Origin of the sequence: Arthrobacter sp. ERGS1:01 (assembly GCF_001281315.1) — a bacterium.
GTDB lineage: Bacteria > Actinomycetota > Actinomycetes > Actinomycetales > Micrococcaceae > Specibacter.
Map to the genome: position 1 here is coordinate 983811 of NZ_CP012479.1, position 17140 is coordinate 1000950.

The window sequence follows — 17140 nt, forward strand, 5'->3', positions numbered from 1 at the left end:
CCGGTGCTGCTATTTTGAATGTGTCAAGACAGTCTTTTCATCCTCCGTCTAGGGAATGTGTACACTCGCGTGCCAATTGTTTTCGGTCTTCTTTACCTCCTGTTGTTGCTCTACTTCCTGACGCTCATGGCCCGGCTCGTCTTTGACTGGATCCAGGTGTTCGCCCGCAACTGGCGCCCGCGCGGCGTCGCCCTGGTGGGCGCATCCTTCATCTACCGGCTCACGGACCCGCCGCTGCGCAAGCTGCGCGCACTGATTCCGCCGCTGCGAATCGGCAGTGTTTCCCTTGACATCGGCTTCCTGCTGCTGCTGGTGGCAGTGGGTATTGGGATGAGTGTCACACAAAGTTTTGTCAACTAACGTCGCGCCGTTAGTTTTCGCAGTGGAAAAGTTATATTGTAAAAAACGATAGAACCCAAGTGCAGATCGCATGATTTGTATTCGGTACCGTAGTACGGGCGGCCAACGCCTGTCCCGGACTCACTAAGACCAATGAGGTGACTAGATGGCGCTTACGCCAGAAGATGTTGTCAACAAGCGGTTCCAGCCGACGAAGTTCCGTGAAGGCTATGACCAGGACGAAGTCGACGACTTTCTTGACGAGATCGTCGTTGAACTGCGCCGACTTCACCAGGAAAACGACGAGCTGCGCAAGCAGTTGGCCGACGGCGGCTCAGCCCCCGCGACCAGCGCTGCAACCGCCGCCCCGCTGACTTCCAAGGCTCCCGAGGTTGTCGAGCCCGTGCAGGCTGCACCGGCCGAACCCGAAGTTGCCAAGCCCGTCGTCGAGGCTGCCCCGGTAGTCGAGAAGGCACCGGTTGTTGAGGCTCCCGCCGCCGCAGCCGCCCCGGCCGCCGCCGTTTCGGGTGTGGAGTCCGCCGCCGGCGTGCTCGCCATGGCCCAGAAGCTGCACGACGAATACGTCAACGCCGGCGTCGAGCAGCGTGACAAGATCATCGCCGAAGCCCAGATCGAGGCCAGCTCGCTGGTCAACGACGCCCAGGAGAAGAGCCGTAAGACGCTCGGTGCCCTGGAGCAGCAGCGTTCGGTGCTCGAGCGCAAGGTCGAGCAGCTGCGCGGCTTCGAGCGTGACTACCGTTCACGCCTGAAGACGTACATCGAAGGCCAGCTGCGTGACCTGGATGTTCGCGGCTCCGTCGCGGCTCCGGACTTCTCGGAAGGCTCTTCCGAGTCCTAGGCTCAGCGCAAAGCCGGTGGTGTGGGGAAACCCGCACCGCCGGCTTTTGACGTTAACGCCCGGTTGCCGTGCCCCGACCCGCCCGTCCGCCCCGCGTGCGGGACGGCAGGGGCCGCCGCGACGCCTATGATTGAAACGTCCCTTTGGGATGCTGTGCAAGATCCACCGGACAAATGAAAGTGCCATGAGCGAGAACTCCCAGCAGGACCCCGCGAACGAACCCGCCGTCGACCCCGGCACCGACCAAACCGCACGGGCGCCCCGCAGCCGGTCCTATCTGTGGATGTGGCTTGGCTTTGCCGCGCTGGCCTATGTCTGCGACCAGCTGACCAAACTGTGGGTCACCTCAACCATGGTCGAGGGACAGACGACGCCGGTGATCCCCGGCATCCTGCAGTGGTACTACATCCGCAACTCCGGTGCCGCCTTCTCCATCGGGGAGAACTTCACCTGGTTCTTCACCCTCGTCATGGCCGCCGTCGCCGTCTTCATCATCTGGCTGTCTCGGCGCATTGGATCCTTCTGGTGGGCCATCGGCCTGGGCCTGCTGCTGGGCGGCGCTCTGGGCAACCTGACCGACCGGCTGTTCCGGCCGCCGTCGTTCGGCATGGGCCACGTGGTGGACTTCATCTCCTTCCCGCACTTTGCGATCTTCAACATGGCCGACATGGGCGTAGTGGGTGGGGTCATCACTGTGTGCATCCTGACATTGATCGGCATTCCGTTGGGCGGGCGGAAGACTGCCAAGGCAGCTGCCGCCAAGGCCGACGACGACTCAACCGCGGGGGAGACCGACAATGACTGAGACATTCACCGTTCCCGAGGACGCCGCCGGACTCCGGATCGACGCCGCCCTGGCCGCCCTGCTGGGCATCTCCCGCTCCGCCGCGGCCCTGCTGTGCACGGAGGGCAATGTGCTCCAGGACGGTGCCGCCGTCGGCAAATCGGAGAAGTTCCGGGCCGGCGCCAGCATCCAGGTGACCATCCCGGAACGCCCGGACCGGCTCGCCGTCGTGGTGGAGCCCGTGGAAGGGCTCGAGATCCTGCTCGACGACGAGGAATTCGTCGTGATCGACAAGCCCGTCGGCGTCGCCGCCCACCCGTCCCCGGGCTGGGTGGGTCCCACCGTAGTGGGCGGCCTTGCCGCGGCGGGCTTCCGCATCTCCACCTCCGGCGCCCAGGAACGGGCCGGCATCGTGCACCGGCTCGACGTCGGCACCTCCGGGGCCATGGTGGTCGCCAAGACCGAGCACGCATACACCGTGCTGAAGCAGGCCTTCCGGGAACGCACCGTGGAAAAGATCTACCACGCCGTGGTCCAGGGACTCCCGGACCCGCTGGAGGGCACCATCGACGCCCCGATCGGCCGGCACCCCGGACACGACTGGCGGTTCGCCGTCATCGAGGACGGCCGTCCCTCCGTGACCCATTACGAGGTCCTTGAGGCGTTTGGGAAGGCCTCCCTCGTGGAGGTCCACCTGGAAACCGGGCGCACGCACCAGATCCGCGTCCACTTCTCCGCGCTGCGGCACCCGTGCGCCGGTGACCTCACCTACGGGGCGGACCCGAAGCTGGCGGCCGAACTCGGCCTGACCCGGCAGTGGCTGCACGCCCACAAGCTCGGCTTCACCCACCCGTCGTCAGGGGAGTGGGTCAGCGTCACGAGCCCCTACCCGCAGGACCTCGACTACGCCCTGGGCCACCTCCGCGGAGACCACTAGACCCAACGCCGTATCACTTTTGGCTCGATTTCCACTGACGCGGTATCACCTTTGGTTCGATTTCCCGCGACCCGGTATCAGCTTTGGCGCAATGGAGCGGAACGCTCTCTCACCTGGTGGGAGGGCGTTCCGCCATTTGGCGCCAAAGGTGATACCGCGTTGGGCGGGAAGGTGCCAAAGGTGATACCGCGTCGGGGTAGGGGAGGGGCACCCGAACTTGGGCGTCGGCACTCAGGCGGCCACCGTAGAATGGTGCGGTGGCTAGCTCATCGACTGACAGTTTTGTCCATCTTCACACGCACACCGAATACTCCATGCTTGACGGTGCCGCGCGCCTGACGGAGCTGTTCGAGGAGACCAACCGGCTGGGCATGCCGGCCCTGGCCACCACCGACCACGGCTACCTTTTCGGGGCGTTCGACTTTTGGAAGAAGGCCACCGACGCCGGCGTCAAGCCCATCATCGGCGTGGAGGCCTATGTCACCCCGGGCACGGCCCGCACCGACAAAACCCGCGTGAAGTGGCGCACGGACGAGAGCCAGCGGAAGGACGATGTCTCCGGCGGTGGCTCCTACACGCACATGACGCTGCTCAGCTACAACAACCAGGGCATGCGCAACCTGTTTCGCGCGTCCTCCCTGGCCTCCCTGGATTCGGTGTTCGGCAAGTACCCGCGCCTGGACCGCGAACTGCTCAACGAGTACCACCCCGGCCTGATCGCCACCACCGGGTGCCCGTCCGGCGAGGTGCAGACCAAGCTCCGGCTGGGCCAATACAACGAGGCCAAGGCCGCCGCGTCCGAATTCCAGGACATCTTCGGCAAGGAAAACTACTTCTGCGAGCTCATGGACCACGGGCTCGACATTGAGCGCCGCGTCACGAAGGACCTGCTCAAGCTGGCCCGGGAACTGCAGATTCCCCTTGTCGCCACGAACGACCTCCACTACACGCACGAACATGACGCGAAGGCCCACGAGGCCCTGCTGGCCCTGCAGTCGGGCTCCACGCTGCTCGAACCCACCTATGACAACGGCGGCTCCCGCTTCGCGTTCAACGGCAGCGGCTACTACCTGAAGTCGCCGGCGGAAATGCGCGCCCTGTTCTCCGAACTGCCCGAGGCCTGCGACAACACGCTGCTCATCGCCGAGCGGTGCGAGGTCTCGTTCAACGAGAACGCCAACTACATGCCCAAGTTCCCCTGCCCGCCCGGCGACGACGAAACGTCCTGGCTGGTCAAGGAGGTCGATACGGGGCTCCGTTACCGCTACCCGGGCGGCATCCCCGACAACGTTCGTGAGCGCGCCGATTACGAGCTGGGCGTCATCAACAAGATGGGCTTCCCCGGCTACTTCCTGGTGGTGGCCGACTTCATCAACTGGTCCAAGGACAACGGCATCCGGGTGGGACCCGGCCGTGGTTCGGGTGCCGGTTCCATGGTGGCCTACGCCATGCGCATCACCGACCTGGATCCGATCCACCACGGATTGATCTTTGAGCGCTTCCTGAACCCGGAACGCGTCTCCATGCCCGACTTCGACGTCGACTTCGATGATCGTCGCCGGCATGAGGTCATCAAGTACGTGACCGAAAAGTATGGCGACGAGCGTGTGGCCATGATCGTCACCTACGGCAGCATCAAGTCCAAGCAGGCGCTCAAGGATTCCTCCCGCGTGCTGGGCTACCCGTTCAGCATGGGCGAGTCCCTCACCAAGGCGCTGCCGCCGGCCGTCATGGCCAAGGACATCCCGCTGCACGACATCGAGGACCCCAAGTCCAAGCGCTACGGCGAGGCCGGGGACTTCCGCCAGCTCCTGTTGACCGATCCGGAAGCCGCCAAGGTCTTTGAGACGGCCAAGGGCCTGGAGGGGCTCAAACGCCAGTGGGGCGTGCACGCCGCCGGCGTCATCATGAGCTCCGACCCGATCATCGACGTCATCCCGATCATGCGCCGATTCCAGGACGGCCAGGTCATCACCCAGTTCGACTACCCCACGGCCGAGGGCCTGGGGCTGATCAAAATGGACTTTTTGGGGTTGCGAAACCTCACGATCATCACGGACGCGCTGGAGAACATCAAGGCCAACCAGGACTTTGAGCTTGACCTGGAGGGGCTGGCGCTCGATGACCCCGGCTCCTATGAACTCATGGCGCGCGGCGACACCCTGGGCGTGTTCCAGCTCGACGGCGGCCCCATGCGCGGGCTGCTCAAACTCATGCGCCCCGACAACTTCGAGGACATCTCGGCCGTCCTGGCCCTGTATCGGCCCGGTCCCATGGGTGCGGACTCCCACACGAACTATGCGTTGCGCAAAAACGGCCTGCAACCCATCACCCCCATCCACCCGGAGCTTGAGGAGCCCCTGGAGGAGATCCTGGGCGGAACCTACGGTTTGATCGTGTACCAGGAGCAGGTGATGTCGATCGCGCAGAAGCTGGCCGGCTACTCGCTGGGCCGGGCCGACATCCTGCGCCGCGCCATGGGTAAGAAGAAGAAGTCCGAGCTGGACAAGCAGTACGCCGGCTTCCACCAGGGCATGCTCGACAACGGCTACTCCGACGCCGCTGTCAAGACGCTGTGGGAAATCCTGCTGCCGTTCTCCGACTACGCCTTCAACAAGGCCCACTCGGCGGCATACGGCGTGGTCAGCTATTGGACCGCCTACCTGAAGGCGCACTACCCGGCCGAGTACATGGCAGCCCTGTTGACGTCCGTCGGTGACGACAAGGACAAGTCGGCGCTGTACCTGAACGAGTGCCGCCACATGGGCATTACCGTGCTCGCCCCCGACGTCAACGAGTCGGCGCTGAACTTCACCCCGGTCGGCAAGGATATCCGCTTCGGCATGGGCGCCATCCGCAACGTCGGCTCCAACGTGGTCAACGCCCTGGTCGAGTCCCGGAAGGAAAAGGGGAACTTTGAAAGCTTCTCCGACTTCCTCATGAAGGTCCCGGCCGTGGTCTGCAACAAGCGCACCATTGAATCCCTCATCAAATCCGGTGCGTTCGACTCCCTGGGCCACCCGCGCCGGGCCCTGGCGATGATCCATGAGGAGGCCATCGACTCCGTCATCACCCTTAAGCGCAACGAGGCCGTGGGTCAGTTCGACCTCTTCGCCGGGCTGGGGGGCGACGACGCCGAACAAGAGTCCGCGCTCGTCACCGACATCCCGGATTTGCCCGAGTGGGAAAAGAAGGACAAGCTCGCCTTCGAGCGCGACATGCTGGGCCTGTACGTCTCCGACCACCCGTTGCAGGGCCTGGAAGGGATCCTGAGCCAGAACGCGGACATGTCCATCACCCAGGTGCTGGCGGATGACGGCCCCCAGGACGGCCACATCATCACGATCTCCGGCATGATCACCAGCCTCCAGCGGCGCATCGCCAAGAGCAGCGGCAACCCGTATGCGCGCTGCGAGGTGGAGGACCTGGGCGGCTCGGTGGAGGTCATGTTCTTTGGCCAGGTCTACGGCCCCATCGCCACCATCCTGGCCGAGGACCTGATCGTGGTCATCAAGGGACGGCTGCAAAAGCGCGACGACGGCGCCATCACGCTCAACGCCATGGAACTCTCGGTGCCGGATCTGACCGAGGGACTGGCCGGCCCGCTGGTGATCTCCATGCCCGAACACAAGGCCACAGAACCGGTGCTGCTGGCGCTCAAGGACGTGCTGGGCACCCACCGGGGCAACACCGAGGTCAAGATGCACCTGAGCGGAACCCGCAGCATCAAGGTCATGAAGCTGCCGCTACACCACCGGGTCAACCCCACGCCGGCACTCTTTGGCGACCTGAAGGTCCTGCTGGGCCCCACCTGCCTTGAGGGATAGCCGGAAGGCGCGGGTTGACGGGTTAGGGTGGTGCCATGAGTGAAAAGCTGCCCGAAAGCACCGGTTACCCAGGGTTCGACGCCGGTCAGGCCACGGGTGCCGCCGCGCCCGTGCCGCGCCGCCATGCGCGGCCCGGCGGTGTGCACGCGCCTTTGTCGACGGCCGGCACCTGGCAGCGGTGGCTGCTGGGTTCGGCCCTTGCCGGGATCGGCTGGGGTGTCGTGTGGTGGCTGGCCGCACCGGGCGGGGCGTTCTATGGCAACGGCACCGACTACGCAGTCTGGCTGCCGCGGGACCTGATGCTGGGCGCGATCAGCGTCCTCGCCGGCTTTGCCATGGGCGTGCTGCTCGTGCGGGCCGCGGACCGTCCCGGCGGGAGGGCCGGCGCCGTCACCCGCCTGCTGGCAGCAACGGTGGGCGGCCTGCTGGGTTCGGTGATCGCCTGGCGGATAGGTGTCTTCGCGGGGGATTTGTTCCACACCCCGCCGGCCAACATGCCCAACCCGAGCATCGTGTTTTCGCTGCGATCCTCATCAATCCTGCTCCTGTGGCCGCTTGCCGCAGCCGCCGTCGTCTTCGTGCACACCTTCGTTTCCTACGCATTCGTGCCGTCCCGCTCCGCCGACTGAGCACCGGGATTGCTGCCCGCGCATTTGTGACGGCTGCGGCCGTGCGCCGCAGCGCCAGCTTGTAAACTTGTTCCCGTGAGCAACCTTGAAACTTCCGCGTCCACCGTTCCCGCCACCACCCCGGCACCCGGGCATGGCGGCGCCACCCGCTTCACCTTGGGCCGGACCGATCTTCGCGGCCGCACCATGACGCTGACCGAGCTCAAGCACGCCGTGCCGCGCACGGCCACGGCCACCGTGACCACGGCCGAGACCGCCGTCACGGCCATCATCGCCGACGTGCGGACCCGCGGTTTTGCCGCCCTGGGTGAGCTGGCGGAGAAGTTCGACGGCGTCGCCCAGGACCACCCCAGGGTGCCGGCCGAGGCGCTGGCCGAGGCCCTGGAAGGGCTCGACCCCACGGTGCGGGCAGCCCTGGAGGAATCGATTGCCCGGGCACGGGCCTTCGCCACGGCCCAGCGCCCGGCCGACGTCGAACTTCCCATCGCCAACGGCGCCGTCATCTCACAGCGTTGGATTCCCGTACGCCGCGTGGGCCTGTACGTGCCAGGTGGGCTGGCTGCCTACCCGTCCTCGGTCATCATGAACGTTGTCCCGGCGTTGGCAGCCGGCGTCGGTTCCGTGGCCCTGGCGTCCCCGCCGCAAAAGGAATTCGGCGGGCTGCCGGACCTGACGGTCCTCGCCGCCGCGGCGCTGCTCGGCATCGACGAGGTCTACGCCATGGGCGGCGCCCAGGCCATCGCGGCCTTCGCCTACGGCGTCCCCGCCGGTACCACGGCCGCCGGTGACGGCGAGGTGCTGGAACCCGTCGACGTCGTCACGGGCCCCGGCAACATCTTCGTGGCAACCGCCAAGCGGCTCGTCAAGGGCGTGGTGGGCATCGACTCCGAGGCCGGCGCCACCGAGATCGCCGTGCTGGCCGACCACACCGCCAACCCCGTGTTCGTGGCCGCGGACCTGATCAGCCAGGCCGAACACGATCCCAACGCCGGCGCAGTCCTGGTGACCACCTCCCAGGAGCTGGCCGCCGCCGTCGAGGTTGAACTGGCCGCCCAGGTGGCCGCAACCACCCACCGCGAACGGGTGGAAACGGCGTTGAGCGGACCGCAGTCGGGGATCGTGCTCGTGGACGGGATCGACCAGGGCGTCGCCGTGTGCAACGCCTACGCCGCCGAACACCTCGAGGTGGTCACCGAGAACGCTGTCGAGGTCGCCTCCCGGATCACGAATGCCGGCGCCATCTTTGTGGGCGATTACAGCCCCGTGAGCCTTGGCGACTACTGCGCCGGCTCCAACCACGTGCTGCCCACCGGTGGCACGGCCGCGTTCTCCTCGGGCCTGAACGTGACCACGTTCCTGCGCGCCGTCCAGTTCATCAACTACGACAAGGATGCGCTGTCCCAGGTGGCGGGCCACGTCGTGGCGCTCTCGCGCGCCGAGGGCCTGCCGGCGCACGGGGATGCCGTGGCCGTGCGGTTTGCCTGAGGTACCGGCGCTGCCGGCGCGCGGCTATGGACGGCAACCACTATATGTGGTAATTACCTGATTGTAATTTCCCCATATGTAGCCATAGACTGGCCTTAACCGCTTTCCTGGAGGGACCTGGATGTACTGCCCGTTTTGCCGTAATCCCGACTCGCGCGTCGTTGATTCGCGCCTGTCCGACGACGGCTCATCGATTCGCCGGCGCCGCCAGTGCACCGAATGCGGGCGGCGCTTCAGCACGGTCGAAACGGCCAGCCTGTCCGTCAGCAAGCGCTCCGGCGTCGCGGAACCGTTCAGCCGCAGCAAGGTTATCAGTGGCGTCCGCAAGGCCTGCCAGGGCCGGCCCGTCACGGACGACGACCTGGCAAAACTGGCCCAGGAAGTGGAGGAATCCATCCGGGCCAGCGGAGCCGCCGAAATCGAGGCAAACGACGTCGGCCTGGCCATTTTGGCGCCGCTGCAACGCCTAGACCTGGTGGCCTACCTGCGTTTCGCCAGCGTCTACCAGGCGTTCAATTCCCTGGAAGACTTCGAGGATTCCATCAAGGAACTGCGCCGCGAATACCCGGCAGGCACCTCCGCCCCGCACGGGCCGTAAATCTCCGGTGGCGTCCGGGAGGGGAAGCCCGGATGCCGCCGGCGTCACCGGCCGCCGGCGACCGGCAGCACGACCCCTGTGATGTAGGAGGCTTCGGGGCCCAGCAGCCACAGCACGGCGGCGGCCACCTCGGACGGCTCGGCGCCGCGGCCCAGCGGAATGGTCGGGTTGAGCCGCTCCACCCTGTCCGGCATGCCGGCCGCCGCATGCAGCGAGGTATTGGTACTGCCCGGGGCCACGGCGTTGACCCGGATCCCGTGCGCGGCCGCCTCGGTGGCAAAGCCCAGCGTCAGCACGTCCACGGCGCCCTTGGACGCGGCGTAATGCACCCAGGTGCCGGGGGAGCCGGCCTTCGTGGCGGTGGAGGAGATGTTGATGATGCTCCCGCCCGGACCGCCGGAAACGGTGGACATGCGCCGTTGCGCCTCCTGGCACATGTACGCAACGCCGGCCACATTGACGTCAAGCACGCGCTTGATGGTTTGCGCCGGGACGTCGACCAGGGACCCGATCAGGTTGCCGGTGATGCCGGCGTTGTTGACCACGGCCGTCAGCTGTCCCAGGGTGGCCGCCTCGTCAAAAAGCCGTTCGACGTCGGCCGGATCGCTGACGTCGGCCCGCACGGCGAGGGCGGTGCCGCCGTCGTTCGTGATGGCAGCCACCACGTCCCGGGCGCCGTCGGAGTCGGCCGAATAGTTCACCACCACCGCATACCCCGCGGCGGCAGCCTGGGCGGCCACGGCCGCACCGATGCCGCGGCTGGCCCCGGTTACAATGGCCACCCCGCGCCCGGAAACACCCACTGTTACTTGGTGATCTTGAAGTGCACGGCGGCCTGCAGGGCGCCGCCCACAATGCCGGCGTTGTTGGCCAGCTTGGCCGGGATGATCGGGGTCCGCAGCTTCAGCTGCGGCAGGTAGTCCTCGCTGCGCTTGGAGATGCCGCCGCCAATGATGAACAGTTCCGGGGAGAACAGGAACTCCACGGCGGAGAAGTAGCGTTGCAGGCGGACGGCGTACTGGTCCCAGTCGAGCCCGTCGCGTTCGCGGGCGCTGGCGGAGGCCTTGGATTCGGCGTCGAAACCGTCAATTTCCAGGTGGCCGAGTTCCGCGTTCGGGATCAGCTTGCCGTTGTAGATGAAGGCCGAGCCGATGCCCGTGCCCAGGGTGATGACCAGGACGGTGCCCTTGACGCCCTCGCCGGCGCCGTAGCGGGCCTCGGCGAGGCCCGCGGCGTCGGCGTCATTCATGACCTGCACGTCGCGGCCCAGCTCGTCGCCGAAGATCTTGTCCACGTCGGCGTCGATCCAGGACTTGTCCACGTTGGCGGCCGAACGGGCCACGCCGTGGGAGATGATGGCCGGGAACGTGATGCCCACGGGGGCGTCCTTGGCCGGGGCGTGGGCGCGGCCCATGAGCTCGTCCACAATCTGCTTGACCACCTTGGCGACGGCCTGCGGGGTGGACGGCTGCGGCGTGTCGATCCGGAAACGCTCGCCCACCATTTCACCGGTCTTCAAGTTCACGATCCCGCCCTTGATGCCGGTTCCGCCAATGTCGATGCCGATGACGTTTTCGGTGGACGAGTGCTTCTTGGACATGCAGGTCTCCAAACGTAGTGGTGTGGCTGGTGTGCGGTGCGGTGCCGCTAGGGCAGGGTGAGGACTTCGGCGCCCGTTGCCGTGACAACCATGGTGTGCTCGAATTGGGCGGTGCGGGTCCGGTCGCGGGTGACAACCGTCCAGTCGTCGGCCCACATGTCCCATTCGATTCCGCCCAGTGTGAGCATAGGTTCGATAGTAAACACCATGCCCTCCTCCATGACGGTGTTGTACGCGGGGGCGGCGTCATAATGCGGAATAATCAGCCCGGTGTGGAACGCCTCGCCCACGCCGTGGCCCGTGAAGTCCCTGACCACGCCGTAGCCAAAACGCTTCGCATAGGAGGCGATGGTGCGTCCGACCACGTTGATTTCCCGGCCCGGCGCAACGGCCTTGATGGCACGGTTGAGGGACTCCTGGGTGCGCTCCACCAGCAGGCGGGACTCCTCGTCGACGTCGCCCACGCAGAACGTCCAGTTGGTGTCGCCATGGACGCCGTTCTTGAACGCGGTGATGTCGATGTTGATGATGTCCCCGTCCGCCACGACGGTGGAGTCGGGGATGCCGTGGCAGATGACCTCGTTCAGGGAGGAGCACAGGGACTTGGGGAAGCCGCGGTAGCCCAGGGTGGACGGGTACGCCTGGTGGTCCAGCAGGAACTCGTGGCCGATCCTGTCCAGTTCGTCGGTGGTGACGCCGGGAACGATGTGCTTGCCGACCTCCACGATGGCCTGCGCGGCGATCTTGGCGGAAATGCGGATCTTCTCGAGTGTTTCGGCGTCCTTGACCTCGGAGCCGGTGAACGGCGACGGCCCCGTCTTGCCCACGTATTCGGGGCGGGGGATCGAAGCCGGCACGGGACGTTGCGGGCTGATGGTGCCCGGAACCAGGGTGCCGAGCGGGGCGCTTTGTGCAATGGAAGACATACCACCATCCTATAAGTTTCGCCACGGCTTTTTGCGTCGGGCCGGCCGCGGACCGCGCGGTGGACCGCTTCCGGGCCTAGGATGGGCGCAGAACCGTCTAGCCAAGTGGAGGAACCATGCCGCAGTTTTGGTACAACGTGAATACCCACCAGATCGAGGAGGACGCCCAGTCGGGGTGGCGGGAGCTCATTGGCCCTTACGACACCCGCGAGGAGGCCCAGACCGCCCTGGACAAGGTCCAGGAGCGCAACCAGGCCTGGGAAGCGAACGACGACGACTGACCCGCCAGGGCCGGCCGCCGTCGAGCTTTGTCTTTAGGGCTCTGCTTCCGGACTCCTACGTGAGCTTGTTCCAGCCGCTCCAGGGCCCGCCATGCGGCACGGTCTGCCAGATGTCATAGAGTGCGCCGTCCGAGCCGATGCCAAAGACCTCCAGCCTGCCGTCGGAATTGCGGTCCGCGGAAATCTGGGAAACCCAGCCGCCCAGCCTGTTCCAGCCGCTCCAGGGCCCGCCATGCGGCACGGTCTGCCAGATGTCATAGAGTGCGCCGTCCGAGCCGATGCCAAAGACCTCCATCCGGCCGTCGGAGTTGCATGCCACCGTCAGATCGGAGATCCAGCCGCCCAGCTTGCTCCAACCGCTCCACGGTCCGCCCCCGGCCGAGGGCTGCCAGGCGTGGTAGAGCGCATTGTCGGCGCCGATGCCGAAGGCCTCGAGCCGGCCGTCGGTATTGCAGGCCACGGCGACCTTGGAGACCCAGCCGCCCAGGCTGTGCCAGCCGCTCCACGGCCCGGCGCCCGCGGAAGGCTGCCACGTGCTGTAGAGGGCATGGTCGGCGCCAATGCCGAACGCCTCGAGCCGGCCGTCGGCGTTGCGGGCCACGAACACTTGGGAGATCCAGCCGCCCAGGCTGTACCAGCCGCTCCACGGCCCCGCATGCGGGGCCGTCTGCCAGTTGCTGTACAGCGCGTTGTTGCCGCCGATGCCGAACAATTCCAGCCGGCCGTCGGTGTTGACGGCGATATCGAGCTCCGAAACCACCCCGCCCAGCCCGCTCCAGCCGCTCCAGGGCCCGGCGTGGGGCGCCGTCTGCCAGTCATGGTACGCGGCGTTGTCCGTGCCGATGCCGAAGATCTCCAGCCGGCCGTTGGTGTTCAGTGCCGTGCTCAGCGGCGTCTTGACCACCCCGCCCAGGGTGCCGGTTGGGCTCCACGGGCCCGAGTGCGGAACCGTCTGCCACATTGACCAGACGGACCCGTCGGTGCCGCGCAGGAACGCCTCCAAACGGCCGTCGCTGTTGACGGCGGCCGTGACCGCCGTTGCGGTCAACCGGGGGCGGTAGTAGATATCCACGGCGCCGCCGGGGTTGGCGTTGCTGACCACCAGGGCGCTTTGGCCGCAGTCGGTGACGGCGTCGACCGGGGCCCAGGCCAGGACGGGCCGGCCGTTGGCGGTTTGCAGGTCGATGCCGCCAAACGCCGTGAAATTCGTGGTGGGATAGTCCGATGCCTGCGCCAGCCCGTAGGCCTCCAGGGTTTCCACGTTCCAGGTCAGCTCGTCGACGTTGCTGATGGGCAGGGACGTGTTGGCGATGCCCTGGAATTGGCAGTTGTAGCTGAATTGGTTTCCGGACCGGCCGGTCAACGTCATGACGCCCACCAACACGTCCCCGGGATTCACGGCCACGAGCGTGGTGTGGAAGGCCTGCCCGCCCTGGCCGTCGGCGTACCAGCTGGCCACCGACCAGTAGTTGCCGCCGCCCGCGGCCGACAGCCCCCACTGGAGCACCGGCTGGTAGATCATGGTGGAATTTTGGATCCCGTTGAACAGGAAGATCGTTTGGTTGTCCCTGCTTGCCGGCACGGGCGGAACCACCCATGTCGTGGCGAAGCGGGTGGTGGGGCTGCCGGTGCCGTTGCTCCAGCTCGCATAGGCGATCCAGCCGGTTCCCAGCGCCGGGACGAGGCCGGGGTGGGCGGCGACGTTGTGCGGCATCAGCGGGCGACCGCCCGTGCGGGGCTCGACGACGCCAAAGTCGGCAAGCTCCGCGCCGGAGGCATGCAGGGCCTTCAGCGATCCGCCACCGGCCTCAAGATAGTGGTCCGGCGGAATTTGGTGGACCAGCGAGCTCCTGCGGTAGCCTCCCGGGGTCAGCACAAGATCGTCCGTGGCACCCTCGGCCATGGGCTCGCCCGCGGCGGCCGGCGCCCCCGGCACCTCGCGGGGTGCCATGCCGGCCGGCGGCCCACCGGCCGTTCCGCCAACGTCGGCCGTTCCGGCGTCGGCGGGAGCCGTCGGGAACATGGACTCCGGAGGATCGGCGCTGCTTGGCGTGATGTCGCCCGAACCCGTGACCGTCTGGCCGGGTTCGACCCTGTGGACCATCTCCCGTGGCCGCATGCCCCCGGGTGTGAGGACCTCGTCGTTGCCGTTCATGACCTGCCTCCTTGTTTGCTGTCGCGTGAAGGGTGGGACGGCCGGGGGCCGGGGCGCGGCATGGAGGGCGCGCAAGGGTGTAGGTCCGGCTGATCCCCTCGAGACCGTTCGCATCCCCATGCCCCCTCGGCGCAGGGCCCGCCGCGCGGCGGGTCGGGGCACCGGTGCCGTGTTGCGTGCAACAGTGCCGTTAAACGCCAATGGTGGACCCCGCCGCCGGGAGTGTCAACAAAAAAGACGGCACACCACGGGCGGGGCCGCAGTGCGCGGACCGGCCGGTGGTGCGCCGTCGGGAGGTTCCGGAAGGGGATGGTTTAGAAGGTGTGCTCGGGGCCGGGGAAGGCGCCCGTGCGCACGTCGTCGCCGTAGGCCTTGGCGGCGTCGGAGAGGATGGTGCGCATTTCGGCGTACTGCTTGACGAACTTGGCCATCTTGCCGGTGCGCAGGCCCGCCATGTCCTGCCACACCAGCACCTGGCCGGTGGTGGAGTTGCCGGCGCCGATGCCGATCGTGGGCACGCCCACGGCCTCCTCGACGGCGATCGCCGTGGCGGCGGGCACCATCTCCATCAGTACGGCGAACGCGCCGGCGTCGACCAATGCCACGGCGTCCTCGACCATTCCGGCGGCAGCCTCGCCGCGGCCCTGGACGCGGTAGCCGCCAAGCATGTGCTCGCTCTGGGGCGTGAAGCCGATGTGCGCCATGACGGGAATGCCGGCCTGGGTGAGCGCCCGGACGGTGGGGGCGTAGTAGGCGCCGCCCTCCATCTTCACGGCGTGCACCAGCCCCTCCTTCATGAGGCGCACCGAGGAGGCGATGGCCTGTTCGGGGGATTGTTCGTAGCTGCCAAACGGCAAGTCCGCGACCACCAGGGCCCGCTTGGCGCCCTTGGTGACGGCGCGGGAGAAGATGATCATCTCATCGAGCGTGATGGGCAGCGAGGTCTCGTTGCCCAGGACGTTGTTGGAGGCGGAATCGCCCACCAGCAATACCTCGATGCCGGCCTCGTCGAAAATCTGCGCCGTGTACTGGTCATATGCCGTCAACATGGCGAACTTTTGGCCGTTTGCCTTGGCCGCCTGCAGGTGGTGGGTGCGGACCCGGGCCGCCGTGGCGGGGATCGCGGAACCGTAGGGGGCCGCCACTTCGGCGGGCACCGCAGGAGATGCGGGGTTGGCGGGCACGGCAGGGTTGGGTGAGCTAGTTGGAGCCATGGTACGAGCTTATTACGAGTCTGCACGCGAAAACGTCAATCGTGCCCGGAAGTCCTTAGTAGAGTAAGGATTGCGGGCCCGGCGCAGAGAGGAAATCCACGCGTGGCGGGCGCCCGCGCACGTGTTGTAGCGAGCGACGAGCGTAGACGAAAAGGGGCCCAAAGTGGACCGTCAGCAGGAATTTGTGTTGCGCACCATTGAAGAGCGCGACGTGCGGTTTGTCCGCCTGTGGTTCACCGATGTGGTGGGCAGCCTGAAATCGGTGGCCCTGGCGCCGGCCGAGGTGGAGGGCGCGTTCGAGGAGGGCCTGGGCTTTGACGGCTCGGCCATCGAGGGCCTGGCCCGGGTGTTTGAGTCGGACATGCTGGCCCAGCCGGACCCGTCGACCTTCCAAATCCTGCCCTGGCGCGGGAAGACCGAACAAACTTCGCGCATGTTTTGCGATGTGTTGACCCCCGACGGCGAACCGTCCGCCGCGGATCCCCGCAACGTCCTCAAGCGCACCCTGGCCAAGGCCGCGGACATGGGCTTCACCTGCTACACCCACCCGGAAATTGAGTTCTACCTGCTCAAGTCCTCCCAGCCCGGGCCGGACGGCATCCCGATCCCGGTGGACCAGGCCGGCTACTTCGACCATGTGCCGGGAGGTGTGGCCCAGGACTTCCGCCGCACTGCCGTCACCATGCTCGAGGACGTGGGCATCTCCGTGGAATTCAGCCACCACGAGGGCGGGCCCGGCCAGAACGAGATTGACCTGCGCTACGCCGATGCCCTGCAAACGGCCGACAACATCATGACGTTCCGCACCGTCATCCGCGAGGTGGCCATCCAGCAGGGCACCTACGCGACGTTCATGCCCAAGCCCTTCTCCGACCACCCGGGCTCGGGCATGCACACGCACTTCTCCTTGTTCGAGGGCGACACCAACGCCTTCCACGAGCCCGGTGCGGAATTCCAGCTGTCCAAGACCGCCCGCCAGTTCATGGCCGGCATCCTGCGCCACGCCCCCGAATTCACCGCCGTCACCAACCAGTTCGTGAACTCCTACAAGCGGCTCTGGGGTGGCGGGGAGGCGCCCAGCTACGTCTCCTGGGGCCATAACAACCGTTCGGCGCTGATGCGCGTGCCGCTGTACAAGCCCGGCAAGGGCCAGGCGTCCCGGCTCGAGTACCGCGGCATCGACTCCGCGGCCAACCCCTACCTGGCCTACGCCGTGCTCCTGGGCGCCGGGCTGAAGGGCATCGAGGAAGGTTACGAGCTGCCGCCGGCCGCCGTGGAGGACATCGGCGCCCTGAACAGCACCGAGCGCCGCGCCCTGGGCCACCACCCGCTGCCCTCCAGCCTGCACGACGCCATCCGCCAGATGGAGGAGTCCGAGCTGATGCCCGAGATCCTCGGCGAACAGGTCTTTGAGCACTTCCTGCGCAACAAGAGCGCGGAATGGCAGGAATACCGCCTCCAGGTCACCCCCTTCGAGATCAACCGCTACCTCGGGGTGCTGTAAGG

General features: G+C 66.7%; 15 protein-coding genes. 10 read left to right on the forward strand and 5 right to left on the reverse strand.

Annotated features, from left to right (window positions below):
• The first annotated feature begins 69 nt into the window (after positions 1–69).
• From AL755_RS08300 to nrdR, 8 genes are all read left to right on the forward strand, one after another.
• Positions 70–360 (forward strand): YggT family protein, encoded by a 291-nt coding sequence (locus AL755_RS08300; RefSeq protein WP_054010599.1) that lies wholly within the window; start codon positions 70–72, stop codon positions 358–360.
• Between the two features lie 145 nt (positions 361–505).
• Positions 506–1198 carry a DivIVA domain-containing protein gene (locus tag AL755_RS08305; RefSeq protein WP_054010600.1) on the forward strand — a complete coding sequence of 231 codons (693 nt, stop codon included), beginning with the start codon at positions 506–508 and terminating at the stop codon, positions 1196–1198.
• 283 nt (positions 1199–1481) lie between these two features.
• Positions 1482–2003, forward strand: coding sequence for a signal peptidase II (gene lspA, locus AL755_RS08310; RefSeq protein WP_445290507.1), 522 nt, complete (start codon positions 1482–1484; stop codon positions 2001–2003).
• Positions 1996–2919: an RluA family pseudouridine synthase gene (locus AL755_RS08315; RefSeq protein ID WP_054010601.1), complete on the forward strand. Its 924-nt coding sequence runs from the start codon at positions 1996–1998 to the stop codon at positions 2917–2919. The genes lspA and AL755_RS08315 overlap by 8 nt, the downstream gene beginning before the upstream one ends.
• A gap of 314 nt (positions 2920–3233) precedes the next feature.
• Entirely contained in the window at positions 3234–6746 is a 3513-nt protein-coding gene (gene dnaE, locus AL755_RS08320) for a DNA polymerase III subunit alpha (RefSeq protein ID WP_054010602.1), read from the forward strand.
• Between the two features lie 35 nt (positions 6747–6781).
• A complete protein-coding gene (locus tag AL755_RS08325; RefSeq protein WP_054010603.1) occupies positions 6782–7375 on the forward strand; it encodes a hypothetical protein in 594 nt (197 codons plus the stop codon).
• Between the two features lie 186 nt (positions 7376–7561).
• A complete protein-coding gene (gene hisD, locus AL755_RS08330; protein WP_107503919.1) occupies positions 7562–8860 on the forward strand; it encodes a histidinol dehydrogenase in 1299 nt (432 codons plus the stop codon).
• Positions 8861–8981: 121 nt separating this feature from the next.
• The gene (gene nrdR, locus AL755_RS08335) at positions 8982–9458 is read left to right on the forward strand and encodes a transcriptional regulator NrdR (RefSeq protein WP_054010604.1); all 477 of its coding nucleotides are present in this window, start codon (positions 8982–8984) and stop codon (positions 9456–9458) included.
• Positions 9459–9502: 44 nt separating this feature from the next.
• Here nrdR and AL755_RS08340 read toward each other — a convergent pair whose 3' ends face one another.
• From AL755_RS08340 to map, 3 genes are read right to left on the reverse strand one after another with little or no spacing between them, the layout of a single operon-like run.
• Complete coding sequence (locus AL755_RS08340) at positions 9503–10240, reverse strand: SDR family oxidoreductase (protein ID WP_054012952.1); 738 nt, start codon at positions 10238–10240, stop codon at positions 9503–9505.
• A 23-nt stretch (positions 10241–10263) separates the two neighbouring features.
• The gene (gene ppgK, locus AL755_RS08345; RefSeq protein WP_054010605.1) at positions 10264–11058 is read right to left on the reverse strand and encodes a polyphosphate--glucose phosphotransferase; all 795 of its coding nucleotides are present in this window, start codon (positions 11056–11058) and stop codon (positions 10264–10266) included.
• 47 nt (positions 11059–11105) lie between these two features.
• The gene (gene map, locus AL755_RS08350; RefSeq protein ID WP_054010606.1) at positions 11106–11984 is read right to left on the reverse strand and encodes a type I methionyl aminopeptidase; all 879 of its coding nucleotides are present in this window, start codon (positions 11982–11984) and stop codon (positions 11106–11108) included.
• A gap of 116 nt (positions 11985–12100) precedes the next feature.
• Here map and AL755_RS22850 point away from each other — a divergent pair, with 116 nt between their 5' ends.
• Positions 12101–12265, forward strand: coding sequence for an SPOR domain-containing protein (locus AL755_RS22850; RefSeq protein ID WP_107503826.1), 165 nt, complete (start codon positions 12101–12103; stop codon positions 12263–12265).
• A gap of 55 nt (positions 12266–12320) precedes the next feature.
• On the opposite strand, the gene AL755_RS08355 is transcribed toward AL755_RS22850, so the two are convergent.
• Positions 12321–14420 carry a hypothetical protein gene (locus tag AL755_RS08355; protein WP_054010607.1) on the reverse strand — a complete coding sequence of 700 codons (2100 nt, stop codon included), beginning with the start codon at positions 14418–14420 and terminating at the stop codon, positions 12321–12323.
• A 314-nt stretch (positions 14421–14734) separates the two neighbouring features.
• Positions 14735–15634, reverse strand: coding sequence for a 3-methyl-2-oxobutanoate hydroxymethyltransferase (panB, locus tag AL755_RS08360; RefSeq protein WP_054010608.1), 900 nt, complete (start codon positions 15632–15634; stop codon positions 14735–14737).
• Positions 15635–15797: 163 nt separating this feature from the next.
• Between panB and glnA the strand changes: the two genes are divergently transcribed.
• Entirely contained in the window at positions 15798–17138 is a 1341-nt protein-coding gene (gene glnA, locus AL755_RS08365) for a type I glutamate--ammonia ligase (protein ID WP_054010609.1), read from the forward strand.
• Positions 17139–17140 lie beyond the last annotated feature (2 nt).

Excerpts from the sequence above, each read along its gene's own strand:
- AL755_RS22850 (WP_107503826.1), top strand. The coding sequence starts at position 12,101 with ATGCCGCAGTTTTGGTACAACGTGAATACCCACCAGATCGAGGAGGAC.
- panB (WP_054010608.1), bottom strand. The coding sequence starts at position 15,634 with ATGGCTCCAACTAGCTCACCCAACCCTGCCGTGCCCGCCAACCCCGCA.
- dnaE (WP_054010602.1), top strand. The coding sequence starts at position 3,234 with ATGCTTGACGGTGCCGCGCGCCTGACGGAGCTGTTCGAGGAGACCAAC.
- map (WP_054010606.1), bottom strand. The coding sequence starts at position 11,984 with ATGTCTTCCATTGCACAAAGCGCCCCGCTCGGCACCCTGGTTCCGGGC.
- AL755_RS08325 (WP_054010603.1), top strand. The coding sequence starts at position 6,782 with ATGAGTGAAAAGCTGCCCGAAAGCACCGGTTACCCAGGGTTCGACGCC.
- AL755_RS08305 (WP_054010600.1), top strand. The coding sequence starts at position 506 with ATGGCGCTTACGCCAGAAGATGTTGTCAACAAGCGGTTCCAGCCGACG.
- ppgK (WP_054010605.1), bottom strand. The coding sequence starts at position 11,058 with ATGTCCAAGAAGCACTCGTCCACCGAAAACGTCATCGGCATCGACATT.
- hisD (WP_107503919.1), top strand. The coding sequence starts at position 7,562 with ATGACGCTGACCGAGCTCAAGCACGCCGTGCCGCGCACGGCCACGGCC.
- lspA (WP_445290507.1), top strand. The coding sequence starts at position 1,482 with ATGTGGCTTGGCTTTGCCGCGCTGGCCTATGTCTGCGACCAGCTGACC.
- nrdR (WP_054010604.1), top strand. The coding sequence starts at position 8,982 with ATGTACTGCCCGTTTTGCCGTAATCCCGACTCGCGCGTCGTTGATTCG.
- AL755_RS08355 (WP_054010607.1), bottom strand. The coding sequence starts at position 14,420 with ATGAACGGCAACGACGAGGTCCTCACACCCGGGGGCATGCGGCCACGG.
- AL755_RS08315 (WP_054010601.1), top strand. The coding sequence starts at position 1,996 with ATGACTGAGACATTCACCGTTCCCGAGGACGCCGCCGGACTCCGGATC.